Here is a 26,287-nt window from a genome sequence, read left to right as displayed (position 1 = left end):
GTCAGCCCCACCTCGCCATACCCTGCCTTTCGTCGGTGTTCAGGCCATGGCCCGACGAATGTCCGCCGCCAGCTCGCGCACCCGCGCCTCTTCGGTATCCCAGGAACACATGAAGCGCGCGCCGCCGGCACCGATGAAGGTGTAGAAGCGCCAGCCCCAGCCGGTCAGGCGCTGGATGGCCGGCTCGGAGAGCTGCAGGAACACGCCGTTGGCCTCCACCGGGAACATCAGGCTGACGCCCGGCACGTCGGCCACCAGCTCGGCCAGCAGGCGCGCGCAGCGGTTGGCGTGGTTGGCGTAGCGCAGCCAGGCGTCGTCCTGCAGCAGGCCGACCCAGGGCGCGGAGAGGAAGCGCATCTTCGAGGCCAGCTGGCCGGCCTGCTTGCAGCGGTAGTCGAAGTCTTCGGCCAGGGCCTTGTTGAAGAACAGGATGGCCTCGCCCACCGCCATGCCGTTCTTGGTGCCGCCGAAGCACAGCACGTCGACGCCGGCCTTCCAGGTCAGCTCGGCCGGGCTGCAGCCGAGCGAGGCACAGGCATTGGAGAAGCGCGCGCCGTCCATGTGCAAGTTGAGCTTGAGCTCCTTGCATACTTTGCTGATGGCGGCGACCTCGTCCGGGCGGTAGACGGTGCCGACCTCAGTGGCCTGGGTCAGGGTCACCACCCGCGGCTTCGGGTAGTGGATGTCCTGGCGCTTGAGGGCCACCTCGCGGATCGAGGCCGGAGTCAGCTTGCCCTGCTCGGTGCGCGCGGTGAGCAGTTTGGAGCCGTTGGAGAAGAATTCCGGGGCGCCGCACTCGTCGGTCTCGACGTGGGCGGTCTCCGAGCAGATCACGCTGTGGTAGCTCTGGCACAATGATGACAGGGCCAGGGAGTTGGCGGCCGTGCCGTTGAAGGCGAAGAACACCTCGCAGTCGGTCTCGAACAGCTGGCGGAACTGGTCGGAGGCGCGAGCCGTCCATTCGTCCTCACCGTAGGCGCGCTGGTGCCCACGATTGGCCTCGGCCATGGCGGCCCAGGCTTCCGGGCAGATGCCGGAATAGTTGTCGCTGGCGAATTGCTGGGTCTGGTCGGTCATGAAGATTTCCTTGTGGGATCACCGATTATTCTAGGTCGCGCGACGGCGCCAGAAGCGGAGGGTGAGGTCGGAAAACGGGCTTCGTGGGCTCGTCTTCCGGCAATAACAGATTGGTCAGCTGCCAGGATTCTAAAATAACTGTACCTGTAGAAGGTGCCGTTCTGAAAGGTCTTGTCAGGGATTAATCCCGCGAATCTTGTTTCTCCGCGATCTTCCACGGATGACCAGTACAGTTGCTGTCACAGGAGCAGAACAGTTACCAAGCCGCCTAACTAATAGCCCTGCAATTTAGCCCAGCTGTGCCTACAAAATCGACTGCGCAGTCAGGAAAATGTGCTTCCAGTAGGACACCATCTAACCCCGCTCGACAGCGGAAGGAAGCACCACCATGGAACGCACACTCAGTTCCGACCTCATGTTCCAACAACAATCCCCGGCCAGCGGCGGTCACCTGCCCCTGCGCGTACTGGGCACCCTGCTGCTGTGGCAGCGTCGCATCACCAGCCGTCGCGAGCTGGCCCGCCTGGACGAGCGCCTGCTCTCCGACGCCGGCATCAGCACCTACGACCGCGCGGTTGAAGTGAGCAAGCCGTTCTGGCGCTGAGTCGTACCAGCACGCCGTATCCAAGGGAAGCCGAGTGCTTCCCTTTTTTGTGCCCGTCGTTCTGACATCGCCAAGCCGCAGGCAAGCCGATATAGTGCGCGCCACCGCGGTAGCGGCAATCTGCCATCCAGAAGTACAAGGAAGTAGAGATGTCTCCACTCAAGACCGCCGCCCTGCTAGCGGCCACTCTGGCCATCACAGGCTGCTCGGCCGCCGCCTGGTTCAAACTGCCGCAAAATAGCACCCTGGTGATCAACGAGCGTCAGATCGAGGACAACTACGGCCTGGTGAAGACCCGCCCGTTCTCCTGGGGCGCCGCAGGCGGCGTGCCCTACCGCCTGCAGGACGAGCAGGCCAACACCATCCAGAACGGCAAGCTGCGCACGCGCTTCCGGGTGGCCTCGATCTTCTGGCCGCCGGTCGCCATCGCCTACTGGCCGATGGGCTTCCGCTACCGCTGCTACGACCTGACCGGCGCCGAACCCCAGGCCTGCACCAAGCAGGACCTGATTACCCTGCGCCGCGCCTACCGCATGCACAACTGAGGCGCTAGAACTTATCCGGGCGCAGTACCTGCACTTCCCCGAGGTAACAGATCATGGCGTAGTTGGCGTAGTAGCGCCGCTGCAGGTGCTCAGCGATGCGCTCGGCCAGGTCGCGGGCGCAGATCACCTCCAGCCGGATATTGCCCTCGGTGTCCCAACCGGCATTGCGTACACCGCGGGCGCCACGGCCACGGGCGTCGGATATGGTCCAGCCCGGCGCGCCGAGCGCCTCCAGGTCGGCCTCCAGCTTCTTCTCTAGAGCAGCCTCGCCGATCACGGTGAGCAGGGTGCGGCTATGCATGTCCATCTCAAAACCCCCAGGCGATCAGTTGCTCGGCCAGCGCCAGATAAAGCGGTATGCCGATCAGTATGTTGAAGGGAAAGGTGATGCCCAGCGAGGCGGTCAGCGACAGCGACGGGTTGGCCTCGGGCAGGGCCAGGCGCAACGCCGCCGGTACGGCGATATAGGACGCAGAAGCGGCCAGAGTGGCGAGCATCGCCGTGCCGCCGAGGCTCAGATCCATACCGCGCGCCAGCAAGGCGCCGATCAGCGCACCGAGCAGCGGCATCAGCAGAGCGAACACTGCCAGACGCAGGCCGAACTGCTTCAGTGCGCCGAGCTGGCTGGAGGCAATCAGCCCCATCTCCAGCAGGAAGAAAGCCAGCACCGGCTTGAACATGCTGGTGTACAGCGGCTCAAGCGGCTTGATCGCCTCCTTGCCAGCGACGGCGCCGATCACCAGGCCGCCGAGCAGCAGCATGATGCTCTTGCCGAGGAATATCTCACGGCCCAACTCGCGCCACTGGGTGTCACGACTGATGCCCTTGGCCAGGACGATGCCGACCAGGATCGCGGGAATCTCAAGGATCGCTACGAACAGCGGCATGTAGCTCTCGAAGGCAACCTCGCGCGACACCAGGAAGGCCACGACCACGGCGAAGGTACCGGCGCTGACCGAGCCGTAGTGCGCTGCCACCGCCGCCGCATTGATCCGGTCGAAACGCAACCCGCGCAGCAGCACGAAGGCCAGCAGCGGCAAACCGAGGCCGAGCAGCAGCACCAGACCTGACTGGCCGAGCAGCTGCGCACTGGCCTGTTCTGCCAGCTCCACCCCGCCGTGCAGGCCGATGGCAAGGAGCAGGATGATCGACAGGGTTTCATAGAGCGCCGCCGGCAGCTTCAACTCGCTCTTCAGCAGCCCGGCGACCAGACCGAAGACGAAAAACAGCACCACCGGATCCACACGCACCTCCTTTTCGCGGGCAAAAAAAGGGGCGCTTATGCGCCCCAGGGACTTAAGCTTCGATCTCTATTAGCACTTCGCCCGGGTTGACCCGGTCGCCCTTGGCCACGTGGATGGCCTTGACGGTGCCGGCGATCGGCGCCTGCACTTCGGTTTCCATCTTCATCGCCTCAGTGATCAGCACGGCCTGGCCGGCCTTGACCTGATCGCCCTCTTTCACCAGCACGTCGACGATATTGCCCGGCATGGTGGTGCTGACGTCGCCCGGCGCGCTGGCGCTCTTGCGCTTGCTGCCGGAGCCACCGGCGACGAAGTCGTTGAGCGGCTCGAACACCACTTCTTCCGGCATGCCGTCGATGGACAGGTAGAAGTGGCGCTTGCCGTCACCCTTCACGCCCACGCCGGTGATGTCCACGCGGTAGCTCTCGCCATGCACATCGACCACGAACTCGGTCGGCACGCCGCCGCCACCGACGGGCGCCACGCCACCGGCCTCGGGAATCGGCAGCAGCACTTCCGGGGTCAGGGTGCCGGCGGCACGCTCCTCGAGGAACTTGCGGCCGATGTCCGGGAACATGGCGTAAGTCAGCACGTCCTCCTCGGACTTGGCCAGGCTGCCGATCTCTTCGCGCAGCTTGGCCATCTCCGGCTTGAGCAGGTCGGCCGGGCGTACGTCGATCACTTCCTCGCTGCCGATGGCCTGCTTGCGCAGCGCCTCGTTGACCTTGCCCGGGGCCTTGCCGTAGCGGCCCTGCAGGTACAGCTTCACCTCGTTGGTGATGGTCTTGTAGCGGGCGCCGGCGAGCACGTTGAACACCGCCTGGGTGCCGACGATCTGCGAGGTCGGCGTGACCAGCGGCGGGAAGCCGAGGTCTTCGCGCACCCGCGGGATCTCGGCGAACACTTCGTTGATGCGGTTGAGCGCGCCCTGCTCCTTCAACTGGTTGGCCAGGTTGGACATCATCCCGCCCGGCACCTGGTTGACCTGTACGCGAGTGTCGACGGCGGTGAATTCGCTCTCGAACTGGTGGTACTTCTTGCGCACGGCGTGGAAGTACATGCCGATCTCCTGGATCAGCGCCAGGTCCAGGCCGGTGTCGTACTCGCTGCCACGCAGGGCGGCGACCATCGACTCGGTGCCCGGGTGGCTGGTACCCCAGGCGAAGCTGGAGATGGCGGTGTCGATATGGTCGGCACCGGCCTCGATGGCCTTGAGCTGGCACATCGAGCCCATGCCGGCGGTGTCGTGGCTGTGCACGAACACCGGCAGGTCGACCTCGGCCTTCAGCGCCTTGACCAGCTCGAAGGTGGCGTAGGGGGTGAGCAGGCCGGCCATGTCCTTGATCGCGATGGAGTCGATGCCCATGGCCTGCATGGCCTTGGCCTGCTCGACGTAGGCGGCCACGGTGTGCACCGGGCTGGTGGTGTAGGCGAGGGTGCCCTGGGCGTGCTTGCCGGCGGCCTTCACCGCCTCGATGGCGACGCGCAGGTTACGCACGTCGTTCATCGCGTCGAAGATGCGGAACACATCGATGCCGTTGACCGCGGCCTTGGCCACGAAGGCGCGCACCACGTCGTCGCTGTAGTGGCGATAGCCGAGCAGGTTCTGTCCGCGCAGGAGCATCTGCAGGCGAGTGTTGGGCAGCGCGGCCTTGAACTTGCGCAGGCGCTCCCAGGGGTCTTCCTTGAGGAAGCGCACGCAGGCGTCGAAGGTGGCGCCGCCCCAGACTTCCAGGGACCAGTAGCCGACCTTATCGAGCTTGTCGCAGATCGGCAGCATGTCTTCGGTGCGCATGCGGGTGGCGATCAGCGACTGGTGGGCATCGCGCAGGATGGTGTCGGTGACGGTAATTCTTTTCTGGTTAAGAGGCTTGGTCATGTTCTGATCCCTACAGGCCGGCGTGGGCGGCAATGGCGGTGGCGATGGCGATGGCCAGGTGCGACGGGTTGCGCTTGATCGAGTACTGGGTCAGCTCCGGGTGGGCCTCGACGAAGCTGGTGTTGAACTGGCCGCTGCGGAACTCGGGGTTGCGCAGGATTTCCTGGTAGTAGGCGGCGGTGGTGCGCACGCCCTGCACGCGCATGTCGTCCAGCGCGCGCAGGCCGCGATCCATCGCCTCTTCCCAGGTCAGCGCCCAGACGATCAGCTTCAGGCACATGGAGTCGTAGTAGGGCGGAATGGTGTAGCCGGTGTAGATCGCCGTGTCGGTACGCACGCCGGGGCCGCCGGGGGCGTAGTAGCGGGTGATCTTGCCGAACGAGGGCAGGAAGTTGTTCTTCGGGTCCTCGGCATTGATGCGGAACTGCAGGGCGAAGCCGCGGTACTGGATGTCTTCCTGCTTGACCGACAGCTCCAGGCCCGAGGCGATGCGGATCTGCTCGCGGACGATGTCGATGCCGGTGATTTCCTCGGTGATGGTGTGCTCCACCTGCACCCGGGTGTTCATCTCCATGAAGTACACCTCGCCCTCGGCGAGCAGGAACTCCACGGTGCCGGCGTTCTCGTAGCCCACCGCCTGGGCGGCGCGCACGGCGAGGTCGCCGATATAGGCGCGCTGCTCGGGGGTGAGCTGCGGGCTGGGGGCGATCTCGATCAGCTTCTGGTTGCGGCGCTGGATCGAGCAGTCACGCTCGAACAGGTGCACGGTGTTGCCAAAGCTGTCGGCGAGGATCTGCGCCTCGATGTGCTTCGGATTGACGATGCACTTTTCCAGGAACACTTCGGCGCGGCCGAAGGCCTTGGTGGCCTCGGAGATCACTCGCGGATAGGCCTGTTCCAGCTCCTCGCGGCTGTTGCAGCGACGGATGCCGCGCCCGCCACCACCGTTGGTGGCCTTGAGCATCACCGGGTAGCCGATGCGGTCGCCCTCGCGCAGGGCCTCAGCGATATCCGCCACGTTGCCCTCGGTGCCTGGGGTGCAGGGCACGCCGGCGGCGATCATGCTGCGCCGTGCCTCGGTCTTGTCGCCCATGCGGCGGATCACTTCCGCCGATGGGCCGATAAATTTGATCCCGCGCTCGGCGCAGATTTCGGCCAGCTCGGCGTTTTCCGAGAGGAAGCCGTAGCCGGGGTGCAGCGCGTCGCAGCCGGTCTCCACGGCAAGGTTCACCAGCTTGCGCGGGTTGAGGTAGCCGGCCAGCGGGTCGTCGCCGATGCTGTGGGCCTCGTCGGCGCGCTTGACGTGCAGTGCCTGGCGGTCCGCCTCGGAATACACGGCCACCGAGCGGATGCCCATCTCGGCGCAAGCACGCACGATGCGGACGGCAATCTCGCCACGGTTGGCGATGAGGATCTTCTTGATCACGAGCCTGGTTCCTCGATCACGTGAACAAACGACCGTTGCGAGGCGGTCGACCGGTGACCGCACAGCCCGCGGCGGTCTTGTTTCATAAGCTAGCTCTGCCGATGAATTACCCAAAATCAATAATTGTTGGGATAACCATTAGCAAAGACTTATAGTTGAGCCAACCAAGGCCTTCCACGAGCCCTTATCAATGCGCAAGTCGTTGATGCGAATGACTTTTCGTCAGCTGCAGATTTTTCGCGCAGTGTGCGAAAGCCGTTCCTACAGCCGCGCCGCCGAGGAAATGGCGCTGACCCAGCCGGCCGTGAGCCTGCAGATTCGCCAGCTGGAAGAGCTGCTCGGCCAGCCGCTGTTCGACTACATCGCCAAGAAGCTCTACCTGACGCCCGCCGCCGAAGCCCTGCTGCGCGCCAGCGAGGACGTGTTCGGCCGCCTGGAGGCGCTGGACATGCAGCTCTCAGACCTGCAGGGCTCGCTGCAGGGTCAGCTCAACCTGGCCGTGGAATCCAGCGCCAAGTACCTGGTGCCGCACCTGTTCGCCGCCTTCCGCGAGCAGCATCCGGAGGTCAGCCTGCAACTGGCGGTGGTCAACCACGCCCAGGCGGTGCGCCGCCTGTCGGTGAGCCGTGACGACCTGCTGATCATGTCGCAGCCGCCCGGCGACCAGGCCCTGGACTTCTTCCCCTTCCTCAACAATCCGATAGTCGCGGTGGCACCGCCAAACCATCCGCTATGCGCACGGCAGAAGCTGCGCCTGGGCGACCTCACCGCCTTCCCGCTGCTGGTCCGCGAGATCGGCTCCGGCACCCGCCGCGCCTGCGAGGAATACTGTCACCAGAAGCGCGCCCACTTCGCCCAGACCCTTGAAGTCGGTTCCAGCGAAACTCAGGCGGAAGCGGTGATCGCCGGCCTCGGCCTGGCCCTGTTGCCGCGGCATGCCGTGCGCCTGGAACTGGCCCAGGGTTTGCTGCGTGAACTGCCGGTGGAAGAGCTGCCGTTGCAGCGCAGCTGGTGCGTGGTGCACGTGCGGGGCAAGCGCCTGTCGCCGGTGGCCCAGGCGTTCCGCGATTTCATTCGTAACGAGCGCGCGCAGATCGCGGCGCTGGAGCAGCGCTTCAGCCGCGCAGGCTGAACTGGCAAGCCAGGGATTTCGTATATGATATTCGCATCAACCAGCCGACTCGGTGACGTGCCGTGCCCCTACCTCGCTTCAATGCCCCCAACCTGGGAATAGCGCCCGCCGCATCCGAGGTCATCGCCAAGCACCTGCGCGACGCGATCATCTCCGGGCATTTCGCCGAGGACGAGCCGATCCGCCAGGACGACATCGCCCAGCTGTTCAACGTCAGCAAGATTCCCGTGCGCGAGGCGCTCAAGCGCCTGGAGGCCGAGGGCCTGGTGCTGTTCCAGCGCAACAAGGGCGCGGTGGTCACGCGAATCTCCGAACCGGAGATGGCGCAGATGTTCGAGGTGCGGGTGCTGCTGGAGATGCGCGCGATCCGCCTGGCGGTGCCGAACATGAGCGAGGCCACCTTCGCCGCCGCCGAGCGCATCTGCGAGGCCTTCCTCGGCGAGGAAGACGTCGGTCGCTGGGCCGAACTCAACTGGCAGCTCCACGCCTGCCTCTACGAGCCGGCGCAACGGCCGTTCCTGGTCAACCTGATCCGCTCGATCCACGACAAGCTGGAGCGCTACCTGCGCATGCAGATGAGCCTGTCCGAGGGCAAGGACCGCGCCGACCACGAGCATCGCGAAATCATCGCCGCCTGCCGCGCCGGCGACGCCGAGACCGCCGCCCGGCTGATCGAGGAACACATCAACGGCGTGTGCCAGACGCTCTACGAGCACCTGCCCAATCGCGTCTGAGGCTGTGCCGATTTCGTCATAGCGCCGGCGGAAATGGCTCAAGCCGCCGACCTCGTTCCGGCGGCACCCTTGCCGAAACCATTCAGCGGCAGGGGCCATCATGCAACGTATCCGTGTACTCGACTCGCACACCGGCGGCGAACCGACCCGCCTGGTTCTCGAAGGCTTTCCCGATCTGGGACGCGGCAGCATGGCCGAGCGCCGTCAGCTGCTGGCCGAGCGCTTCGACCAGTGGCGTGCCGCCAGCGTGCTGGAGCCGCGCGGCAGTGACGTGCTGGTCGGCGCCCTGCTGTGCGAGCCGGTCGACCCCAGCGCCTGTGCCGGAGTGATCTTCTTCAACAACAGCGGCTACCTCGGCATGTGCGGCCACGGCACCATCGGCCTGGTGGTCTCGCTGGCGCACCTGGGTCGCATCGGCCCGGGCGTGCACAGGATCGAGACGCCGGTCGGCACCGTCGAGGCGACCCTGCACGACGACCGCTCGGTGAGCGTGCGCAACGTGCCGGCCTACCGCTATCGCCAGGCGGTCGCCGTCGACGTGCCGGGCCATGGCCGGGTGACCGGCGATATCGCCTGGGGCGGCAACTGGTTCTTCCTGATCAGCGATCACGGCCTGCGCGTGGCCGGCGACAACCTGGACGCCCTGACCGCCTACTCGGTGGCCGTGCAGCAGGCCCTGGAAGACCATGGCATCCGTGGCGAGGACGGCGGCCTGATCGACCATATCGAGCTGTTCGCCGCTGACACCGAGGCCGACAGCCGCAACTTCGTGCTCTGCCCTGGCAAGGCCTACGACCGCTCGCCCTGCGGCACCGGCACCAGCGCCAAGCTGGCGTGCCTGGCGGCCGACGGCAAGCTGCAGCCGGGCCAGCTGTGGCGCCAGGCCAGCGTGATCGGCAGCCAGTTCGAGGGCAGCTACGAGAACGCCGAAGGCGGCCGCATCATCCCCACCATTCGTGGCCGCGCACATATCAGCGCCGAGGCCACCCTGCTCATCGAGGCGGACGATCCGTTCGCCTGGGGCATTCGCCTGTGAGCGACGGCGCCGACGTCATCGTCATCGGCGCCGGCATAGTCGGCGCCGCCTGCGCCCGTGAGTTGGCCAAACGCGGCCAGCGCGTGCTGGTGCTGGATGCCGGCCTGCGCGCCGCCACCGCCGCCGGCATGGGCCACCTGATCGTGCTCGACGACAACCCGGCCGAGCTGGCGCTCAGTCAATACTCGGTGCAGCGCTGGCGCGACTGGGCCCGCGACATGCCGGACGACTGCGCCTACCGGCAGAACGGCACCCTGTGGCTGGCCGCCAACGCCGAGGAGATGGCGGTGGCCGAGGCCAAGTACCAGGTGCTGCGCGAGCATGGCCTGGACTGCCAGCTGCTCGGCGCCGACGCCCTGCGCCATGCCGAACCGGAACTGCGCGACGGCCTGCACGGCGGCCTGCGGGCGATCGGCGATGGCATTCTCTACGCGCCAAACGCCGCGCGCTGGCTGCTCGAGCATCCGCTGATCGAGCAGCGCCAGGCCCGGGTGATCGAGATCGACGGCAACCGCGTACGCCTGGAGAACGGCAGCTGGCTCGGCGCCCAGGCGGTGATCCTGGCGGGCGGCACCCATGTCACCGAGCTGTGCCCGGAACTGCCGATCGAGCCGAAGAAGGGCCACCTGCTGATCACCGACCGCTATCCCGGGCGCATCAGCCATACCCTGGTGGAGCTCGGCTACGTCACCAGTGCGCACAACGCCAGCGGCCCGTCGACCGCCGCCAATATCCAGCCCAGACCGACGGGACAGCTGTTTATCGGCGCCTCGCGGCAGTTCGGCACCTTGGACCCCGAAGTCGAGCCGTGGATGCTGGCGAAGATGCTGCAGCGCGCCGTCGACTACATGCCGGGCCTGGCCCGGCTCAACGGCATCCGCGCCTGGACCGGCTTCCGCGCCGCCAGCCCGGACGGCCTGCCGCTGCTCGGCGAACATCCGCAGCGCCCCGGCCTGTGGCTGGCGGTCGGCCACGAGGGCCTGGGCGTCACCACCGCGCCGGGCAGCGCCGACCTGCTGGTCGCCCAACTGCTCGGCGAGACCGCACCACTGGCGCCGCAACCCTATCTGCCGCAGCGCTTCCCCGGAGTACGCGCGCATGCCTGAACTGATTCTCGACGGCCGCCCGCTGCAGGTGGCTCCCGGTACCACGGTGGCCGCCGCGCTGATGCTTGGCGGTGACGGCACCAGCCGCACCTCGGTCAGCGGCCAGCGCCGCGCGCCGGTATGCGGCATGGGCATCTGCCAGGAATGCCGGGTGACCATCGACGGCCAGCGCCGCCTGGCCTGCCAGACCCTGTGCCGCGACGGCATGCGGGTGGAGAGCCGGCCATGAAGGTGGACATCCTCATCATCGGCGCCGGCCCCGCCGGCATGGCCGCGGCCCTGGCCGCCGCACCGAGCGGTGAGCGCATCGTCATGCTCGATGACAACCCCGCCACCGGCGGGCAGATCTGGCGCGACGGCCCGCAGGCGCACCTGCCGCCGCTGGCCCGCAAGCATCGGCAGCGCCTGGAGGCGCAAGCCAATATCGAACTGCTGCCGGCCACCCGCGTGGTCGCCCTGGCCGGGCCCAAGGCGCTGCTGGTGGAAGACTCCGAGCAGGGCCGGGTGATCGAGTACGACAGGCTGATCCTCTGCACCGGCGCCCGCGAGCTGCTGCTGCCCTTCCCCGGCTGGACCCTGCCCGGCGTCACCGGCGCCGGCGGCCTGCAGGCGCTGATCAAGGGCGGCATGCCGGCGGCCGGCGAGCGCATCGTCATCGCCGGCAGCGGCCCGCTGCTGCTGGCCAGCGCCGCCACGGCGCAGGACAACGGCGCCAAGGTGCTGCATATCGCCGAGCAGGCGCCGTGGCGCGCTGTGGCCGGCTTTGCCGCGCAGCTGCCGCGCTGGCCGCACAAGCTGCTGCAGTCGTTCGGCCTGTTCCATCGCGGCTACCGGGCGAACAGTCACGTGGTCGAAGCGCTGGGCGAGGGCCGCCTGGAAGCGGTGCGCCTGAGCATCGGAGGACAGATCAAGGAAGTCACCTGCGAGCGCCTGGCCTGCGGCTTCGGCCTGATCCCCAATCTTCAACTCGGCCAGGCCCTGGGCTGCCGTATCGACAACGGCGCCATCGCCATCGATGCCTGGCAGGCCACCAGCCTGGCCGATCACTATGCCGCCGGCGAGAGCACCGGCTTCGGCGGCAGCGAGAAGGCGCTGGTGGAAGGCGCCATCGCAGGCCATGCGGCGGTGGGCGAGCGCGACGCGGCGCAGCGCCTGTGGCCGCAGCGCCAGCGCTGGCACGGTTTCGCCAAGGCGCTGAATGGCGCCTTCGTCCTACGCGACGAGGTGAAGAACCTGGCCAGGCCGGACACCCTAATCTGCCGCTGCGAAGACGTGCCGCTAGCGGCGGTGGCCGATCACCAGGGCTGGAGCCAGGCCAAGATGGCCAGCCGCTGCGGCATGGGCGCCTGCCAGGGCCGGGTCTGCGGCGGTGCCGCCCAGGCACTGTTCGGCTGGCAACCGCCGGCGCCACGCCCGCCGTTCAGCCCGGCGCGCATCGACACCCTGCTGCAGCTGGGCGAGGACGCTCACTCCCAGGCGTAGAGCCAGCCGACGGCGCTGACCCGCTCGCCGCTGAAGGCCACCAGCAGCTGGTCGTGGTTGCCGCGCCACTGGTAGCTCCACAGCTTCTCGCCCGGCTCGCCGCGCCACTCGGTGCGGCGCAGCCAGTCGGCGTACTCGGCACCGTCGGCCGCCACCTGCACATCGGGCTCGCCCATCAGCGCGCGCACCCCGGCCTGGTCCGGCTTCTCCGCCAGCAGGCGTTCGGCCAGGCCCTGCAGCAGCTGGTGCTTGCGCCCCTGCCAGGCATCCAGGTCCTTGTTCCAGGCCGCGCCATCGAAATGTCCGCGCTGCTGACGCAGTTGCGCCCACTCCTCGGCCGCGGCGCCATCGCCTGGCGCCGGCCCGGCGCTGCAACCCAGGCTGGCGAGCAGCGGCAGGGCCAGAAACAGTGCACTGAATTGCCGCATGAAATCGCTCCTTTAGTGGCCATTTGCCGCGAATCTGCGCGGATCACGCGGCCATCATCCGACAAATTGACAGACCCGCAAGTGACTTCTAGGTTTCTTTGCACTCTTGCTGCCAGACCGGCCACCTCCCGACGCCTCGCCAGGAAAGGATCCCAGCCCGTGCAGTCGGCATCCAGAGCGTTCGCCGTATCCGCTGCGGTCCACAAGACCGACATCGGAGCCGTGCCCGCTTATCGAGCGGGCGCCCCTACTACATGGACAGGAACAGCAAGAATGATAAAGCGGAACCTCACGCTCGCCATCGGCGCGGGCATCGCCACCCTCTGCATGCTGCAAAACGCTCAGGCCAACAACGAGGCCCAGGTCCAGGAAGACTTCCTCCTGCTGGAACAGGAGAAGGCCGCCAACCAGGTGTACAAGGCGTTCTTCCCCAATCTGGATATCGCCCGCAAGGCCGCCATCAGCTTCCACGGCCAGTTGCTCGAATCGCACTATGAGCAGGGTTACCTGATCATGGAGCTGACCGCCGAAGAACAGGAGAAGCTGGCCGTGTTCGGCTTCACCTTCCAGGTGGCCGACGACTTCATCGCCAAGCGCAACCAGATCCTCGGCAATATCCAGCAACGCCTGCAGCAGCGCAGCCTGAGCACCAGCGCGGCGGCCAGCGACGCGGGCATCGCCAGCGTGCCCGGCTACGCTTGCTACGAGACGGTGGAAGAGACCTACGCGGCCGCCGCCGGCATGGCCAGCACGCACCCGCAACTGGCCCAGTGGCTGACCGTCGGCCAGTCCTGGGAGAAGACCCAGGGTCTGGGCGGCTACGACATCGGCGTGCTCAAGCTGACCAACCAGAACAAGCCCGGCGACAAGCCCAAGCTGCTGATCAACAGCGCCATCCACGCCCGCGAGTACACCACCGCGCCGCTGGTGCTGGCCTTCGCCCGCTGGCTGGTGGACGGCTACGGGGTGGACCCGGACGCCACTTGGATCCTCGATCACCACGAAGTGCATCTGCTGCTGCAGACCAACCCGGACGGGCGCAAGAAGGCCGAGACCGGGCTGTCCTGGCGCAAGAACACCAACCAGAACTACTGCGGGCCGAACAGCAACAGCCGCGGCGCCGACCTCAACCGCAACTTCACCTTCGGCTGGAACAGCACCAACGGCCAGGGCTCCAGCGGCGACCAGTGCAACGACACCTACCGCGGCCCCAGCGCCGGCTCCGAGCCGGAAGTGCAGGCCCTGGAGGCCTATGCGCGCAGCATCTGGCCGGACCGCCGCGGGCCCAACCGCGGCGATGCGGCGCCGAGCAGCACCAGCGGCATCCACCTGGACATCCACAGCTACAGCGAGCTGGTGCTCTGGCCCTGGGGCGACACCAGCCAGGCCGCGCCCAACGGCACGGCGCTGCAGACCCTGGGCCGCAAGTTCGCCTTCTTCAACGGCTACACCCCGCAGCAGTCGGTCGGCCTCTATCCCACCGACGGCACCAGCGACGGCATCAGCTATGGCGAGCTGGGCGTGGCCGCCTTCACCTTCGAGCTGGGCACCCAGTTCTTCCAGAGCTGCGCCGTGTACCAGAACACGGTGAAGCCGAAGAACCTGCCGGCGCTGATCTATGCCGCCAAGGTGGTGCGCACACCCTACATCACCCCGGCCGGGCCGGACGTGGCCAGCGTAGTCCTCAGCGGTGGCGCCGCCAGCACGGGAGTACCGGCCGGCACGCCGGTGACCCTGTCGGCAAGTGCCAGCGACCTGCGCTTCAGCACCGCCAATGGCACCGAGGCGACGCAGAACATCGCGGCCGCCGAGTACTACATCGACAAGGCGCCCTGGGAATCCGGCGCCACGCCCGTCGTCCTGCAGCCGCTGGACGGTGCCTTCAACGCCAAGACCGAGAACCTGACCGGCACCCTGGACACCACCGGCCTGGCCACCGGCAAGCACCTGGTCTACGTGCGCGCCCGTGACGCCGGCGGCAGCTGGGGCGCGGTCAGCTCCAGCTTCCTGGTGATCGGCGAAGGCACGCCGCAGCCCACCTACTGCAGCGCCGCCAGTGGCAACTCCGCTTCCGAGTGGATCGGCCAGGTCCAGGTCGGCACCTTCAGCCGCAGCTCCGGCGCCAGCACCTACAGCGACTTCACCGCCCAGGTGATCGACCTGCAGCGTGGCGCCAACAGCCTGCGCCTGACCCCGCAGTTCTCCGGCCGCGCCTACGCCGAGTACTGGAAGGCCTGGGTCGACCTGAACAAGGACGGCGACTTCTTCGACGCCGGCGAAGAGGTGTACAGCTCCGGCCGCGCCCTCAGCACCGTGGCCACCGGCAACCTGACCATTCCGGCCAACGCCCCGGCCGGCAAGACGCGCCTGCGCATCGCCATGCGCTACAACGCGGCACCCGTGCCCTGCGGCACCTTCAACTACGGCGAAGTGGAGGACTACAGCGTGCGTCTGCCGTAACGCATCAGCGGCCCGCCTGCGGGTGGGCCGCTTGTCCCCGCCACCCTGCGCTGCGCAGAATGGGCGCCTTCCAGGCCAGTGCCCGATTGCCATGCTCGACCTGCTGCCGCAACCATCCCCTGCCGATCTGCCCACCCTGCTCGCCAGCCTTGGCGCCGTCGCCCCGCTGCTGGACGCAATGCCCGGCGTGGTGTTCTTCATCAAGGATCCGCAGGCGCGCTACGTGCTGGTCAACCAGACCCTGGCCACCCGCTGCGGCTTCGCCAGCAAGGACGAACTGCTCGGGCGCACCGCCGAGGAAGTCTTCCCCTCGCGCTTCGGCCCGCTGTATACCGCCCAGGACCTGCAGGTGCTGGATACCGGCAACGGCCTCGAGGACCAACTGGAGCTACACCTCTACCCCGGCCGCCAGCCCGGCTGGTGCCTGACCCACAAGCTGGCCCTGCGTAACGCCGAGGGCCGCATCATTGGCATGGCCGGCATCTCCTGCGACCTGCCGGCGGCCCAGGCCGCGCATCCGGCCTACCAGAAGCTGGCGGCGGTGGACGAGCACATCCGCCGGCACTACGCCCAGCCCCTCAGCCTGGCCGAGCTGACCGCCATCGCCGGGCTCTCGGTGGCGCAGCTGGAGCGCCACTGCAAGCGCATCTTCCAGCTCACCCCGCGGCAGATGATCCACAAGGCGCGCCTGGGCGCGGCCTCGCAACTGCTGCTCGGCGAGCTGCCGATCACCGAGATCGCCCTGCGCTGCGGCTACACCGACCACAGCGCCTTCAGCCGCCAGTTCAAGGCCCTCACCGGCCTCTCCCCCAGCCAGTATCGCGACTCCCATCGCAACCCCTGATACCCGCTGCGCGCCCTTCCGGTAGCAATAGGTGCAACCCAGTCGCTACCCGGCGTGTTCCGTTTGGGGGCATGTCTGGGGAATCCATGCTTCCTTATGTAACACCGGGCGGTCACGAAAACGCCCGGCTAGTCTTTCCACCACCGCTGCGTTGGTCCGCCCGGGCCGATGTGGCGCGGGCTGGGCGGTTTTCGCGTCTGCCACGGACGATCCGGCACAGCCCTTGCTAATCAAATATCGTATACGAAATTCAAGATACCCAGATCCAACTGCCAATCCTTCAGACACACGAGGCTGCACATGAACCGTAAGACTCTCGCTCTTGCCCTCAGCACCGTACTGACCTCCTCCCTGGCCGTGACCGCCCAGGCCGACAAGCTCGACGACATCATCGAGTCCGGCAAACTGCGCTGCGCCGTGACCCTGGACTTCCCGCCCATGGGCTTCCGCGACGCCGACAACAACCCGGCCGGCTTCGACGTGGACTACTGTGCCGACCTGGCCAAGGTCCTCGGCGTGGAACCGGAAGTGGTCGAAACGCCCTTCCCCGACCGCATCCCGGCCCTGGTCTCCGGCCGCGCCGACATCATCGTCGCCTCCACCTCCGACACCCTGGAGCGCGCCAAGACCGTGGGCATGACCATCCCCTACTTCGCCTTCCAGATGGTCGTGCTGACCCGCGAAGACGCCGGGGTGAACAGCTACGCCGACCTCAAGGGCAAGAAGCTGGGCAACACCAGCGGCACCTACGAGGCCATCGCCCTGGAGAAAGACCAGAAGGCCTGGGGTGAAGGCAGCTTCCGCGCCTACCAGTCGCAGAACGACACCATCCTCGCCGTGGCCCAGGGTCATATCGACGCCACCGTGGTGACCAACACCGTGGCCGCCGCCACCCTCAAGTCCGGCAAGTACAAGGGCCTGAAAGTCGCCGGCGACGCGCCCTATGTCGTCGACTACGTGTCCCTGGCCGCCAAGCGCAGCGAGTACGGCCTGCTCAACTACCTCAACCTGTTCGTCAACCAGCAGGTGCGTAACGGCCGCTACGACGAGCTGTGGAAGAAGTGGGTCGGCGACGAGATCAAGCCGGCCAACCTGACCGTGCCTGGCGTGTACTACTGATCAGGCGCGCCCGGGAGAGATGACGATGTCCGCAGTCCGCATCGACGGCCGCAGCCTGGTGCACGGCAGGGGCCAGGGGCCTCTGCTGTATGCCGACCTGGGCCTGAGCTTCTGGGGCGGCGTCGACCCGTTCAGCGGCGAGGTGATCGACCGACACCATCCGCTGAGCGGGCAATCCCTGGCCGGGCGCGTGCTGGCCATTCCCAGCGGACGCGGCTCCTGCACCGGTAGCAGCGTCCTGCTGGAACTGATCCTCAACGGTCCGGCACCGGCAGCCCTGGTGCTGGCCGAACCCGACGAGATTCTCAGCCTCGGCGCCCTGGTCGCCGAGCATGTCTTCGACGTCCAGCTGCCGGTGCTGTGCGTCGGCCACGCGGCCTTCGCCGAGCTGGCCGCCCATGCCGGCGCCACCGTGCGGGTCGACGGCGAGCGCCTGCAGGTGTTCGCCGCGGCGCCGGACGACGGCTGGCGCGCCACGCCCATCGCCCATGCCGCTACGCAACCCGAAGGCATTCGGCTGAGCGAACGCGACCGCGCCCTGCTCGCCGGCGAGCACGGCAAGGCGGCCCAGGTGGCGATGCAGCTGGTGCTGCGCATGGCCGAGCTGCAGGGCGCCCGCGAGCTGCTCGACGTGACCCAGGCGCATATCGACGGCTGCATCTACACCGGCCCGGCCTGCCTGCGCTTCGCCCAGCAGCTGCTGGACTGGGACGCCAGGGTCTGCGTGCCGACCACGCTCAACTCGATCTCGGTGGACCAGCGCCAGTGGCGCGCCCTCGGCATCGACCCGGCGTTCGGCGAGCCGGCCAGCGCCCTCGGCGACGTGTACATGGCCATGGGCGCGGCGCTCAGCTACACCTGCGCGCCCTATCTGCTGGACAGCGCGCCCAAGGCCGGCGAGCAGATCGTCTGGGCCGAGTCCAACGCGGTGGTCTACGCCAACAGCGTGCTCGGCGCCCGTACCCTCAAGTACCCGGACTACCTGGACATCTGCATCGCCCTCACCGGGCGCGCGCCGCGTAGCGGCAGCCACCTGGACGAGGGCCGCCACGCCAGCCTGCTGATCGAGGTGGAAACGCCGCAGCAGCCGGATGACAGCTTCTGGCCGCTGCTCGGCTACCACGTCGGCCTGCTGGCCGGCAGCGACATCCCGCTGCTCTGCGGGCTGGAGCGCAGCGCCGCCGACAGCGACGCGCTCAAGGCCTTCGGCGCCGCCTTCGCCACCACCTCGGCGGCGCCCATGTTCCATATCGCCGGCATCACCCCGGAGGCGCCAGACGTGGCCAGCGCCCTCGGCGGCAAGGCTCCGGCCAAGCACCTGCGGGTGACCATCGCCGAGCTGCTGGACAGCTGGTGGGAACTCAACAGCGCCGAGTCGCCCCGCGTCGAGCTGGTGGCCCTGGGCAACCCGCACTTCTCCAGCAGCGAGCTGGCCGCCCTGGCCGACCTCTGTGCCGGCCGTCACAAGCACCCGGACACCGCCCTGGTGGTGACCTGCGGCCGCGCCGTGCACGAGCGGGCAGTGCAGGCCGGGCATGTGGCTACGCTGGAAAGATTCGGGGCGCGCCTGGTGACCGACACCTGCTGGTGCATGCTCGGCGAGCCGGTCGTGCCGCCGGGCAGCCGCACCCTGATGACCAACTCGGGCAAGTACGCCCACTACGCCCCCGGCCTGGTCGGCCGGCACGTGCACTTCGGCAACCTCGCCGCCTGCGTCGAGGCCGCCTGCACCGGGCACAACCAAGGACAGCTCCCGGCCTGGCTGGGCCATCACCCACAAGGAAATCGCTGATCGATGTTCGATTACACCTTCCACTGGCGCTCGGCGTTCAAGGCCTTGCCGGACATGCTGGCAGGCGCCTGGGTCACCCTGGAGACGGCAGCCCTGTCGATGCTCCTCGGCACCCTGATCGCCCTGCTGCTGACGGTAATGCGGCAGATGCAGCACCCGGTGCCCCGGCATTTCGCCAACACCTGGGTGTCCATCGCCCGCAACACCCCGTCGCTGTTCCAGATCTACATCCTCTACTTCGGCCTCGGCAGCTTCGGCCTGCACGTCAGCTCGTGGGTCGCCCTGCTCGCCGGGATCACCTTCAACAACGCCGGCTACCTGGCGGAGAACTTCCGCGGCGGCCTCAAGGCGGTGCCCGACACGCAGATGCGCGCGGCGCGTTCGCTGGGCATGAGCGCCTTCCAGGCCTACCGGATGATCATCATTCCGCAGCTGCTGCGCATCGTCTTCTACCCCCTGTCCAACCAGATGGTCTGGGCCGTGCTGATGACGTCGCTGGGCGTGATCGTCGGGTTGAACAACGACCTGACCGGCGTGACCCAGGACTTCAACGTGAAGACCTTCCGCACCTTCGAGTACTTCGCCCTGGCGGCGGTGCTCTATTACCTGATCGCCAAGACCATCGTGCTCGTCGCACGCCTGATGGCCTGGCGCCTGTTCCGCTACTGAGGAAGGACTGAGCATGTTCGAAACCAGTCTCACCTCCAACGATCTGCTGTTCCTGCTCAAGGGCGCATGGGTCACCCTGGAACTGACCGTCGGCGCCATGCTGATCGGCACTCTCGCCGGCGTGCTGTTCGGCCTGCTGCGCGCCACCCTGCCCCGCGCCACCCTGCCGCTGGCCTGGGTGCTGGACGTGTTCCGCAGCGTGCCGCTGCTGATCCAGTTCGTCCTGTTCAACGCGCTGAAGAGCATCGCCGGCCTCGACATCAGCGCCTTCGCCGTCGGCTGCATCGTGCTCGGCGTGTATGCCGCCTCGTTCTGCACCGAGATCGTCCGCAGCGGCGTGCTCGCCGTGCCGGCCAACCTGCGCCGCGCCTCGCGCTCGCTGGGCATGAGCTACTGGCAGGACCTGCGCCATATCGTGCTGCCGATCGCCACCCGCGTGGCCTTCCCCGGCTGGCTAAACCTGGTGCTGTCGGTGATGAAGGACACCGCCCTGGTCATGTGGATCGGCATCGTCGAGTTGCTACGCGCCTCGCAGACCATCGTTACGCGAATTCAGGAGCCGCTGCTGGTGCTGTGCATCGCCGGCCTCATCTACTACGTCATGAGCCTGGTGGTGGCCCGTCTGGGCGCCCGGCTGGAAAAAAGGTGGCAGGAAAATGATTGAGATCGACAACGTCTACAAATCCTTCGCCGACCTCGAGGTCATCAAGGGCGTCAGCCTGACGGTGAACAAGGGCGAGGTGGTGTCGATCATCGGCGGCTCCGGCTCCGGCAAGTCGACCCTGCTGATGTGCATCAACGGCCTGGAGCCGATCCAGAAGGGCAGCATCCGCGTCGACGGCACCGAGGTGCACGCACCGGGCACCGACCTCAACAAGCTGCGGCAGAAGATCGGCATCGTGTTCCAGCAGTGGAACGCCTTCCCGCACCTGACCGTGTTGGAGAACGTGATGCTGGCGCCGCGCAAGGTGCTCGGCAAGAGCAAGGAAGAGGCCGAGGCCCTGGCGGTGAAGCAGCTGACCCACGTCGGCCTGGGCGACAAGCTCAAGGTGTTCCCCAGCAAGCTCTCCGGCGGCCAGCAGCAGCGCATGGCGATTGCCCGCGCCCTGGCCATGAGCCCGGACTACATGCTGTTCGACGAGGCCACCAGCGCCCTCGACCCGCAGCTGGTGGGCGAGGTGCTGGACACCATGCGCCTGCTCGCCGAGGAAGGCATGACCATGATCCTGGTCACCCACGAGATCCGCTTCGCCCGCGATGTGTCCGACCGCGTGGCGTTCTTCCGCAACGGTCTGGTGCACGAGATCGGCTCGCCCGACCAGGTCATCGGCAACCCGCAGAAGCCGGAGACCGCGGACTTCCTGAAGTCGGTCCTGTAGGGGGAAGCAATGCGTTCGAGCAAGGTTATCCATGTGGTCAGCTGCCACGCCGAGGGCGAGGTCGGTGATGTCATCGTCGGTGGCGTCGCGCCGCCGCCGGGCGCCACCCTGTGGGAACAGTCGCGCTGGATCGCCCGCGACCAGGAGCTGCGCAACTTCGTGCTGAACGAGCCGCGCGGCGGCGTGTTCCGCCACGTCAACTTGCTGGTGCCGGCCAAGGACCCGCGGGCGCAGATGGCCTGGATCATCATGGAGCCGGCCGACACGCCGCCCATGTCCGGTTCCAACTCGCTGTGCGTGTCCACCGTGCTGCTCGACAGCGGCATCCTGCCGATGAGCGAGCCGGAAACGCGGCTGGTGCTGGAGGCGCCGGGCGGCCTGATCGAGGCCGTGGCCCAGTGCCGTGACGGCAAGGTGCAGCGCGTCGAGGTGAAGAACGTGCCGTCCTTCGCCGACAGGCTGGACGCCATGATCGAGGTCGAGGGCCTCGGTACGCTGAAGGTCGACACCGCCTACGGCGGCGACAGCTTCGTCATCGCCGATGCGCGCACCCTGGGCTTCGCCCTCACTGCCGACGAGGCCGCCGACCTGGTCGCCACGGGCCTGAAGATCACCCGCGCGGCCAACGAGCAGCTGGGCTTCGTGCATCCGCTGAACAAGGACTGGGACCACATCTCCTTCTGCCAGATCGCCGCGCCGCTGGAGCGCATCGACGGCGTGCTGACCGCCGCCAACGCGGTGGTAATCCGCCCCGGCAAGATCGACCGCTCGCCCTGCGGCACCGGCTGCTCGGCGCGCATGGCGGTGCTGCACGCCAAGGGCCAGATGCAGGACGGTGAACGCTTCGTCGGCCGCTCGATCATCGGCTCCGAGTTCCACTGCCGCATCGCCGGCGTCACCGAAGTCGCCGGGCGCCCGGCCATCCACCCCTGCCTGTCCGGCCGGGCCTGGATCACCGGTACCCACCAGCACCTGCTCGACCCGAGCGACCCATGGCCGGGCGGTTACCGCCTCTCGGATACCTGGCCGGTCGAGCCGAAGCCGTAACACTCGTTTTTTTGCAGATCTGAAACCGCCGCCTCGCCGGCGTTATGAACCGGGCCCAGGCCCAATCCCATGGAAACAAGGGCGTAGAACGACCCTTTGCTTTCGTATACGAAATACTTTGACTCTGCCCAGGAGGCAAACAGCATGAGCAGCAACATCTTCACCGGCACCATCCCCGCCCTGATGACGCCCTGCACCGCCGAGCGCAAGCCGGACTTCGACGCCCTGGTGCGCAAGGGCAAGCAGCTGATCGAGGCCGGCATGAGCGCCGTGGTCTACTGCGGCTCCATGGGCGACTGGCCGTTGCTCACCGAGGCCGAACGCCAGGAAGGGGTGGCGCGTCTGGTCGCCGCCGGCATCCCGACCATCGTCGGCACCGGTGCGGTGAACAGCCGCGAAGCGGTGTCCCACGCCGCTCACGCCGCCAAGGTCGGCGCCCACGGCCTGATGGTCATCCCCCGCGTGCTGTCCCGTGGCGCCTCGCCAGCCGCCCAGGAAGCGCACTTCGCCGCCATTCTCGAGGCGGCGCCGAAGCTGCCGGCCGTGATCTACAACAGCCCGTACTACGGCTTCGCCACCCGCGCCGAGCTGTTCTTCAAGCTGCGTCGCAAATACCCCAACCTGATCGGCTTCAAGGAGTTCGGCGGCGCCGCCGACATGCGCTACGCCGCCGAGCACATCACCTCGCAGGATGACCAGGTGATCCTCATGGCCGGCGTCGATACCCAGGTGGTGCATGGCTTCGTCAATTGCGGCGCGACCGGCGCCATCACCGGTATCGGCAACGCCCTGCCGCGCGAAGTGCTGCAGCTGGTGGAACTGAGCAAGCAGGCCGCCAAGGGCGACGCCGTGGCCCGTCGCCGTGCGCTGGAGCTGTCCGAGGCGCTGAACGTGCTGTCGTCCTTCGACGAGGGCTGCGACCTGGTCCTCTACTACAAGTACCTGATGGTGCTGAACGGCGATAAGGAATACGCCCTGCACTTCAACGAGACCGATGTGCTCAGCGACGCCCAGCGCAACTACGCCGAGACCCAGTACAAGCTGTTCCGCCAGTGGTACGCCAACTGGTCGGCCGCCTGATCGCCGTGCTGCAGCCGGATGCTTCCAGCGCATCCGGCCGATCCGCAATGGCAACTTCATAGGCCCGCGACAGGAGCTCACAATGCCCGCCCCCATCGGCCACAACTTCATCGCCGGCGGCCGCAGTGCCGCCGGTGAGGTCATCCTGCACAGCCTCGACGCCACTACCGGCGAGGCGCTGCCCTACCGCTTCCACCAGGCCACCGAGGCCGAGGTGGATGCCGCCGCCCATGCCGCCGAGGCCGCCTACCCGGCCTTCCGCGCCCTGAGCCCGGAGCGCCGCGCCCAGTTCCTCGACGCCATCGCCAATGAGATCGACGCCCTCGGCGATGACTTCGTCCAGCTGGTGTGCCGCGAGACCGCTCTGCCGGCCGCGCGCATCCAGGGCGAGCGCGGCCGCACCAGCGGCCAGATGCGTCTGTTCGCCAAGGTGCTGCGCCGCGGCGACTTCCTCGGCGCACGCATCGACCGCGCCCTGCCCGAGCGCCAGCCGCTGCCGCGCCCGGACCTGCGCCAGTACCGCACCGGCGTCGGCCCGGTGGCGGTGTTCGGCGCCAGCAACTTCCCGCTGGCCTTCTCCACCGCCGGTGGCGATACCGCCGCGGCGCTGGCCGCCGGCTGCCCGGTGGTGTTCAAGGCACACAGCGGCCACATGGCCACCGCCGAGCTGGTGGCCCAGGCGATCATCCGCGCCGCCGAGGCCACCGGCATGCCGGCCGGCGTGTTCAACATGGTCTACGGCGGCGGGGTCGGCGAGTGGCTGGTCAAGCACCCGGCGATCCAGGCGGTCGGCTTCACCGGCTCGCTGAAGGGCGGCCGCGCCCTGTGCGACATGGCCGCCGCGCGCCCGCATCCGATCCCGGTGTTCGCCGAGATGAGCTCGATCAATCCGGTGCTGATGCTGCCCGCCGCCCTCGAGGCCCGCGGCGAGAAGATCGCCCGCGAACTGGCCGACTCGGTGGTGCAGGGCTGCGGCCAGTTCTGCACCAACCCCGGCCTGGTCATCGGCATCGCCTCGCCGGCCTTCAGCGTGTTCACCGCCAGCCTGATCGCCGAGATCGGCCAGCGCCCGCCACAGACCATGCTCAACGCCGGCACCCTGAACAGCTACGAGCACGGCCTGGCCGCGCTACGCGCTCACCCGGGGGTGAAGCACCTGGCCGGCCAGCCGCAGGAAGGCCGCCAGGCCCGCCCGCAGCTGTTCCAGGCCGATGTCGCGCTGCTGCTGAACGGCGACGAGTTGCTGCAGGAAGAAGTGTTCGGCCCCGTGACCGTGGTGGTGGAAGTGGCCGACAAGGCCGAGCTGATCCGCGCCCTGCAGGGCCTGCGCGGCCAGCTGACCGCCACCCTGACCGCCGAGCCGGCCGACCTGGAGGCCCACGGCGACCTGCTACCGCTGCTGGAACAGAAGGTCGGCCGGGTGCTGTTCAACGGTTATCCAACCGGCGTGGAAGTGTGCGACGCCATGGTCCACGGGGGCCCCTACCCGGCCACCTCAGATGCGCGCGGCACCTCGGTCGGCAGCCTGGCCATCGAGCGCTTCCTGCGCCCGGTGTGCTACCAGAACTGCCCGGACGCTCTGCTGCCGGACGCCCTGAAGAACGCCAACCCGCTGGGCCTGGCCCGGCTGGTCGACGGCATTACCACGCGGGAATCGCTGGCCTGAAACACAACCTGTGTCGGCTCAGACACCAGCGCTTCTCTCCCTCAGCCCCGGTTCGCCGGGGCTTTTTTTGCCTACGGGAACAGCCCCCCTCTCCCTCCGGGAGAGGGCTGGGGTGAGGGTGTCTCGGGCGACCCCGGGCTACTGTCCGCTACGCCAACAACGCCTGCAGATCCCGGTACAGGCCGTCGTTGATCTCCACACCTTCCACCAGGCTCTTCGCCCGCGCCTCGTAGCGGCGCTGCGACGGCAGCCGCGCACCCTGGCCCTGGATTGCCTCGAACAAAGCCTCGGCGCGGGCCAGGTGCTGGTCGGCCTGTTCGCCGAGGAAGCGTTGCGGGTCGAGGGCGATGATCAGTTCGCCGTGGTACGGAAGGGCACTCACGCCGCCATCGAAGGCGCCGGATTCGAGACTGGTCAGGTCGCCGATCAGCGGCCCGGCGATCAGCTCGATCATCGCCGACAGGGCCGAGCCCTTGTGCCCGCCGAAGGTCAGCATGGCGCCGTGATCGAGCACCTCGGCGGCCTCGCTGCTCGGCTGGCCGTTGCGGTCCACACCCCAGCCGGCGGGCAGCGCCGCGCCGGAGCGGCGGTGCAGTTCGATCTCGCCACGGGCCACGGCGCTGGTGGCGAAATCGAAGACGAAGGGATGGCCGCCGGCGCGCGGCCAGCCGAAGGCGATGGGGTTGGTGCCGAACAGCGGGCGGCTGCCTCCGGCCGGCGCCACGTAGGCCTGGGTCGGGTTGCAGGCCAGCGCCACCAGGCCCAGCTCGGTGATCGCCTCCATCTCCGCCCACAGCGCGGAGAAATGCACGCAGCGGTTGATCGCCATGGCGGCGATGCCATTGCGCCGGGCCTTGTCGGCCAGCAGCGGCAGGCCGGCGGCGAAGGCCAGCTGGGAGAAGCCGCCATGGGCGTCGACCCGCACCAGCGATGGCGCCTGGTCGATCACCTCGGGCTCGGCGTCGGCCACCGCCTTGCCGGACTTGAGCGTGCGCACGATGCCGAGCAGGCGCCATAGGCCGTGGGACGTGCAGCCATCGCGCTCGCCGGCGGTCACAGTGGCGGCGATGGCCTGCACGAAGGCCTCGCTGAAACCGGCGTGGCGCAGGATGTCGGCGGCCAGCTCATGGGCCTCGGTCAGGGTCAATCGGGTCATAACGGGCTCCTGGCAGTCTGCCCGTTACAGTGGCCTGTCGCCGACGCCGAGGCTTGATCACTTTGCACACGCGGCATGCCGAATTCGGCATACCGCGCACGGGGCTCAAGCCGCGTGGCGTTGCGGGCTGCGCGTGATCGGCAGGAAATCGGCGGGGAGCAGATCGGGATAGCCACCGAGCTCCCGCTGCAGCCGGCGTTGTTCGGCGTATTCCTCGATGGCGCGGCGGAAGGCCATGCGGCGCTGGTCTTCCAGCTTGCGGCGGGTCTTGCTGTCGTGGACGGGTTCTTCGAGATGCAGGTTCATCGCGGCGCTCCTGGTCCGTTTACCGGGAGCTCAGCATGCGCGCCTGGGCGTGACGCTTTGACGGCGCGTCGATGAA

26 protein-coding genes are annotated in these 26,287 nt (G+C 67.8%); 18 read left to right on the top strand and 8 right to left on the bottom strand.

Annotated elements, in window-relative coordinates; genetic code table 11:
• Nucleotides 1–39: 39 nt before the first annotated feature.
• The gene (locus OH686_RS12935; protein ID WP_289533057.1) at nt 40–1,077 is read right to left on the bottom strand and encodes a threonine aldolase family protein; all 1,038 of its coding nucleotides are present in this window, start codon (nt 1,075–1,077) and stop codon (nt 40–42) included.
• A 388-nt stretch (nt 1,078–1,465) separates the two neighbouring features.
• On the opposite strand from OH686_RS12935, the gene OH686_RS12930 reads away from it, so the two are divergent.
• Entirely contained in the window at nt 1,466–1,681 is a 216-nt protein-coding gene (locus OH686_RS12930) for a DUF1127 domain-containing protein (protein WP_279869228.1), read from the top strand.
• 149 nt (nt 1,682–1,830) lie between these two features.
• Complete coding sequence (locus OH686_RS12925; RefSeq protein WP_289533052.1) at nt 1,831–2,226, top strand: hypothetical protein; 396 nt, start codon at nt 1,831–1,833, stop codon at nt 2,224–2,226.
• Between the two features lie 4 nt (nt 2,227–2,230).
• Here the strand turns inward: OH686_RS12925 and OH686_RS12920 are convergent, their stop codons facing one another.
• The 4 genes from OH686_RS12920 to OH686_RS12905 are packed head-to-tail and all read right to left on the bottom strand — an operon-like array spanning nt 2,231 to nt 6,775.
• The gene (locus OH686_RS12920) at nt 2,231–2,533 is read right to left on the bottom strand and encodes a P-II family nitrogen regulator (protein WP_354005255.1); all 303 of its coding nucleotides are present in this window, start codon (nt 2,531–2,533) and stop codon (nt 2,231–2,233) included.
• Between the two features lies 1 nt (nt 2,534).
• A complete protein-coding gene (locus OH686_RS12915) occupies nt 2,535–3,476 on the bottom strand; it encodes a sodium-dependent bicarbonate transport family permease (RefSeq protein ID WP_289533048.1) in 942 nt (313 codons plus the stop codon).
• Between the two features lie 46 nt (nt 3,477–3,522).
• Nucleotides 3,523–5,349, bottom strand: a complete 1,827-nt coding sequence (oadA, locus tag OH686_RS12910; protein WP_289533046.1) for a sodium-extruding oxaloacetate decarboxylase subunit alpha — start codon at nt 5,347–5,349, stop codon at nt 3,523–3,525.
• Nucleotides 5,350–5,359: 10 nt separating this feature from the next.
• Nucleotides 5,360–6,775, bottom strand: coding sequence for an acetyl-CoA carboxylase biotin carboxylase subunit (locus OH686_RS12905; protein ID WP_289533044.1), 1,416 nt, complete (start codon nt 6,773–6,775; stop codon nt 5,360–5,362).
• Nucleotides 6,776–6,965: 190 nt separating this feature from the next.
• On the opposite strand from OH686_RS12905, the gene OH686_RS12900 reads away from it, so the two are divergent.
• The 6 genes from OH686_RS12900 (at nt 6,966) to OH686_RS12875 (ending at nt 12,265) form a co-directional block, all read left to right on the top strand.
• Complete coding sequence (locus OH686_RS12900) at nt 6,966–7,907, top strand: LysR family transcriptional regulator (protein ID WP_289533042.1); 942 nt, start codon at nt 6,966–6,968, stop codon at nt 7,905–7,907.
• 62 nt (nt 7,908–7,969) lie between these two features.
• On the top strand, nt 7,970–8,641 hold the full coding sequence (locus tag OH686_RS12895; protein ID WP_137974516.1) for a GntR family transcriptional regulator: 672 nt from the start codon (nt 7,970–7,972) through the stop codon (nt 8,639–8,641).
• A gap of 100 nt (nt 8,642–8,741) precedes the next feature.
• Nucleotides 8,742–9,677 (top strand): 4-hydroxyproline epimerase, encoded by a 936-nt coding sequence (locus OH686_RS12890; RefSeq protein WP_289533041.1) that lies wholly within the window; start codon nt 8,742–8,744, stop codon nt 9,675–9,677.
• Complete coding sequence (locus tag OH686_RS12885) at nt 9,674–10,783, top strand: NAD(P)/FAD-dependent oxidoreductase (protein WP_289533040.1); 1,110 nt, start codon at nt 9,674–9,676, stop codon at nt 10,781–10,783. The genes OH686_RS12890 and OH686_RS12885 overlap by 4 nt, the downstream gene beginning before the upstream one ends.
• Entirely contained in the window at nt 10,776–11,012 is a 237-nt protein-coding gene (locus OH686_RS12880; RefSeq protein WP_137974514.1) for a (2Fe-2S)-binding protein, read from the top strand. The genes OH686_RS12885 and OH686_RS12880 overlap by 8 nt, the downstream gene beginning before the upstream one ends.
• Nucleotides 11,009–12,265: an NAD(P)/FAD-dependent oxidoreductase gene (locus OH686_RS12875; RefSeq protein WP_289533038.1), complete on the top strand. Its 1,257-nt coding sequence runs from the start codon at nt 11,009–11,011 to the stop codon at nt 12,263–12,265. Before OH686_RS12880 ends, OH686_RS12875 begins: the two co-directional genes overlap by 4 nt.
• On the opposite strand, the gene OH686_RS12870 is transcribed toward OH686_RS12875, so the two are convergent.
• A complete protein-coding gene (locus tag OH686_RS12870) occupies nt 12,250–12,693 on the bottom strand; it encodes a hypothetical protein (protein ID WP_289533037.1) in 444 nt (147 codons plus the stop codon). The two genes, OH686_RS12875 and OH686_RS12870, sit on opposite strands and share 16 nt — an antisense overlap.
• A 273-nt stretch (nt 12,694–12,966) precedes the next feature.
• Between OH686_RS12870 and OH686_RS12865 the strand changes: the two genes are divergently transcribed.
• The 10 genes from OH686_RS12865 (at nt 12,967) to OH686_RS12820 (ending at nt 24,749) form a co-directional block, all read left to right on the top strand.
• Entirely contained in the window at nt 12,967–15,153 is a 2,187-nt protein-coding gene (locus tag OH686_RS12865; RefSeq protein ID WP_289533035.1) for a M14 family zinc carboxypeptidase, read from the top strand.
• Between the two features lie 91 nt (nt 15,154–15,244).
• Nucleotides 15,245–15,997 carry an AraC family transcriptional regulator gene (locus OH686_RS12860; RefSeq protein WP_289533034.1) on the top strand — a complete coding sequence of 251 codons (753 nt, stop codon included), beginning with the start codon at nt 15,245–15,247 and terminating at the stop codon, nt 15,995–15,997.
• 300 nt (nt 15,998–16,297) lie between these two features.
• Nucleotides 16,298–17,116, top strand: coding sequence for an ABC transporter substrate-binding protein (locus OH686_RS12855; RefSeq protein ID WP_137974511.1), 819 nt, complete (start codon nt 16,298–16,300; stop codon nt 17,114–17,116).
• A 19-nt stretch (nt 17,117–17,135) separates the two neighbouring features.
• Entirely contained in the window at nt 17,136–18,908 is a 1,773-nt protein-coding gene (lhpI, locus tag OH686_RS12850; RefSeq protein ID WP_502942735.1) for a cis-3-hydroxy-L-proline dehydratase, read from the top strand.
• A 3-nt stretch (nt 18,909–18,911) separates the two neighbouring features.
• Entirely contained in the window at nt 18,912–19,577 is a 666-nt protein-coding gene (locus OH686_RS12845; RefSeq protein ID WP_137974509.1) for an amino acid ABC transporter permease, read from the top strand.
• A gap of 13 nt (nt 19,578–19,590) precedes the next feature.
• Nucleotides 19,591–20,241 carry an amino acid ABC transporter permease gene (locus tag OH686_RS12840; RefSeq protein ID WP_137974508.1) on the top strand — a complete coding sequence of 217 codons (651 nt, stop codon included), beginning with the start codon at nt 19,591–19,593 and terminating at the stop codon, nt 20,239–20,241.
• On the top strand, nt 20,234–20,956 hold the full coding sequence (locus OH686_RS12835) for an amino acid ABC transporter ATP-binding protein (protein WP_137974507.1): 723 nt from the start codon (nt 20,234–20,236) through the stop codon (nt 20,954–20,956). Before OH686_RS12840 ends, OH686_RS12835 begins: the two co-directional genes overlap by 8 nt.
• A gap of 9 nt (nt 20,957–20,965) precedes the next feature.
• Nucleotides 20,966–22,003 carry a trans-3-hydroxy-L-proline dehydratase gene (locus OH686_RS12830; RefSeq protein WP_289533029.1) on the top strand — a complete coding sequence of 346 codons (1,038 nt, stop codon included), beginning with the start codon at nt 20,966–20,968 and terminating at the stop codon, nt 22,001–22,003.
• 144 nt (nt 22,004–22,147) lie between these two features.
• The gene (locus tag OH686_RS12825; RefSeq protein WP_289533027.1) at nt 22,148–23,083 is read left to right on the top strand and encodes a dihydrodipicolinate synthase family protein; all 936 of its coding nucleotides are present in this window, start codon (nt 22,148–22,150) and stop codon (nt 23,081–23,083) included.
• Between the two features lie 82 nt (nt 23,084–23,165).
• Nucleotides 23,166–24,749 carry an aldehyde dehydrogenase (NADP(+)) gene (locus tag OH686_RS12820; protein WP_289533026.1) on the top strand — a complete coding sequence of 528 codons (1,584 nt, stop codon included), beginning with the start codon at nt 23,166–23,168 and terminating at the stop codon, nt 24,747–24,749.
• 148 nt (nt 24,750–24,897) lie between these two features.
• Here OH686_RS12820 and OH686_RS12815 read toward each other — a convergent pair whose 3' ends face one another.
• Together OH686_RS12815 and OH686_RS12810 are read right to left on the bottom strand one after the other, a co-directional pair.
• The gene (locus OH686_RS12815) at nt 24,898–25,905 is read right to left on the bottom strand and encodes an Ldh family oxidoreductase (protein WP_289533025.1); all 1,008 of its coding nucleotides are present in this window, start codon (nt 25,903–25,905) and stop codon (nt 24,898–24,900) included.
• Between the two features lie 105 nt (nt 25,906–26,010).
• The gene (locus tag OH686_RS12810; RefSeq protein WP_289533023.1) at nt 26,011–26,211 is read right to left on the bottom strand and encodes a PA3496 family putative envelope integrity protein; all 201 of its coding nucleotides are present in this window, start codon (nt 26,209–26,211) and stop codon (nt 26,011–26,013) included.
• Nucleotides 26,212–26,287: the final 76 nt, after the last annotated feature.

Source organism: Pseudomonas sp. SO81 (assembly GCF_030374125.1).
In the GTDB taxonomy this organism is placed as follows: Bacteria; Pseudomonadota; Gammaproteobacteria; order Pseudomonadales; family Pseudomonadaceae; genus Aquipseudomonas.
This window is presented reverse-complemented; position numbering and strand designations above follow the sequence as displayed.

Bases quoted from the DNA above. Each gene is read 5' to 3' on its own strand.
- OH686_RS12935 (WP_289533057.1), bottom strand. From the start codon at position 1,077: ATGACCGACCAGACCCAGCAATTCGCCAGCGACAACTATTCCGGCATC.
- OH686_RS12930 (WP_279869228.1), top strand. From the start codon at position 1,466: ATGGAACGCACACTCAGTTCCGACCTCATGTTCCAACAACAATCCCCG.
- OH686_RS12925 (WP_289533052.1), top strand. From the start codon at position 1,831: ATGTCTCCACTCAAGACCGCCGCCCTGCTAGCGGCCACTCTGGCCATC.
- OH686_RS12920 (WP_354005255.1), bottom strand. From the start codon at position 2,533: ATGGACATGCATAGCCGCACCCTGCTCACCGTGATCGGCGAGGCTGCT.
- oadA (WP_289533046.1), bottom strand. From the start codon at position 5,349: ATGACCAAGCCTCTTAACCAGAAAAGAATTACCGTCACCGACACCATC.
- OH686_RS12900 (WP_289533042.1), top strand. From the start codon at position 6,966: ATGCGCAAGTCGTTGATGCGAATGACTTTTCGTCAGCTGCAGATTTTT.
- OH686_RS12890 (WP_289533041.1), top strand. From the start codon at position 8,742: ATGCAACGTATCCGTGTACTCGACTCGCACACCGGCGGCGAACCGACC.
- OH686_RS12880 (WP_137974514.1), top strand. From the start codon at position 10,776: ATGCCTGAACTGATTCTCGACGGCCGCCCGCTGCAGGTGGCTCCCGGT.
- OH686_RS12875 (WP_289533038.1), top strand. From the start codon at position 11,009: ATGAAGGTGGACATCCTCATCATCGGCGCCGGCCCCGCCGGCATGGCC.
- OH686_RS12870 (WP_289533037.1), bottom strand. From the start codon at position 12,693: ATGCGGCAATTCAGTGCACTGTTTCTGGCCCTGCCGCTGCTCGCCAGC.
- OH686_RS12865 (WP_289533035.1), top strand. From the start codon at position 12,967: ATGATAAAGCGGAACCTCACGCTCGCCATCGGCGCGGGCATCGCCACC.
- OH686_RS12860 (WP_289533034.1), top strand. From the start codon at position 15,245: ATGCTCGACCTGCTGCCGCAACCATCCCCTGCCGATCTGCCCACCCTG.
- OH686_RS12855 (WP_137974511.1), top strand. From the start codon at position 16,298: ATGAACCGTAAGACTCTCGCTCTTGCCCTCAGCACCGTACTGACCTCC.
- lhpI (WP_502942735.1), top strand. From the start codon at position 17,136: ATGACGATGTCCGCAGTCCGCATCGACGGCCGCAGCCTGGTGCACGGC.
- OH686_RS12845 (WP_137974509.1), top strand. From the start codon at position 18,912: ATGTTCGATTACACCTTCCACTGGCGCTCGGCGTTCAAGGCCTTGCCG.
- OH686_RS12840 (WP_137974508.1), top strand. From the start codon at position 19,591: ATGTTCGAAACCAGTCTCACCTCCAACGATCTGCTGTTCCTGCTCAAG.
- OH686_RS12835 (WP_137974507.1), top strand. From the start codon at position 20,234: ATGATTGAGATCGACAACGTCTACAAATCCTTCGCCGACCTCGAGGTC.
- OH686_RS12830 (WP_289533029.1), top strand. From the start codon at position 20,966: ATGCGTTCGAGCAAGGTTATCCATGTGGTCAGCTGCCACGCCGAGGGC.
- OH686_RS12825 (WP_289533027.1), top strand. From the start codon at position 22,148: ATGAGCAGCAACATCTTCACCGGCACCATCCCCGCCCTGATGACGCCC.
- OH686_RS12820 (WP_289533026.1), top strand. From the start codon at position 23,166: ATGCCCGCCCCCATCGGCCACAACTTCATCGCCGGCGGCCGCAGTGCC.
- OH686_RS12815 (WP_289533025.1), bottom strand. From the start codon at position 25,905: ATGACCCGATTGACCCTGACCGAGGCCCATGAGCTGGCCGCCGACATC.
- OH686_RS12810 (WP_289533023.1), bottom strand. From the start codon at position 26,211: ATGAACCTGCATCTCGAAGAACCCGTCCACGACAGCAAGACCCGCCGC.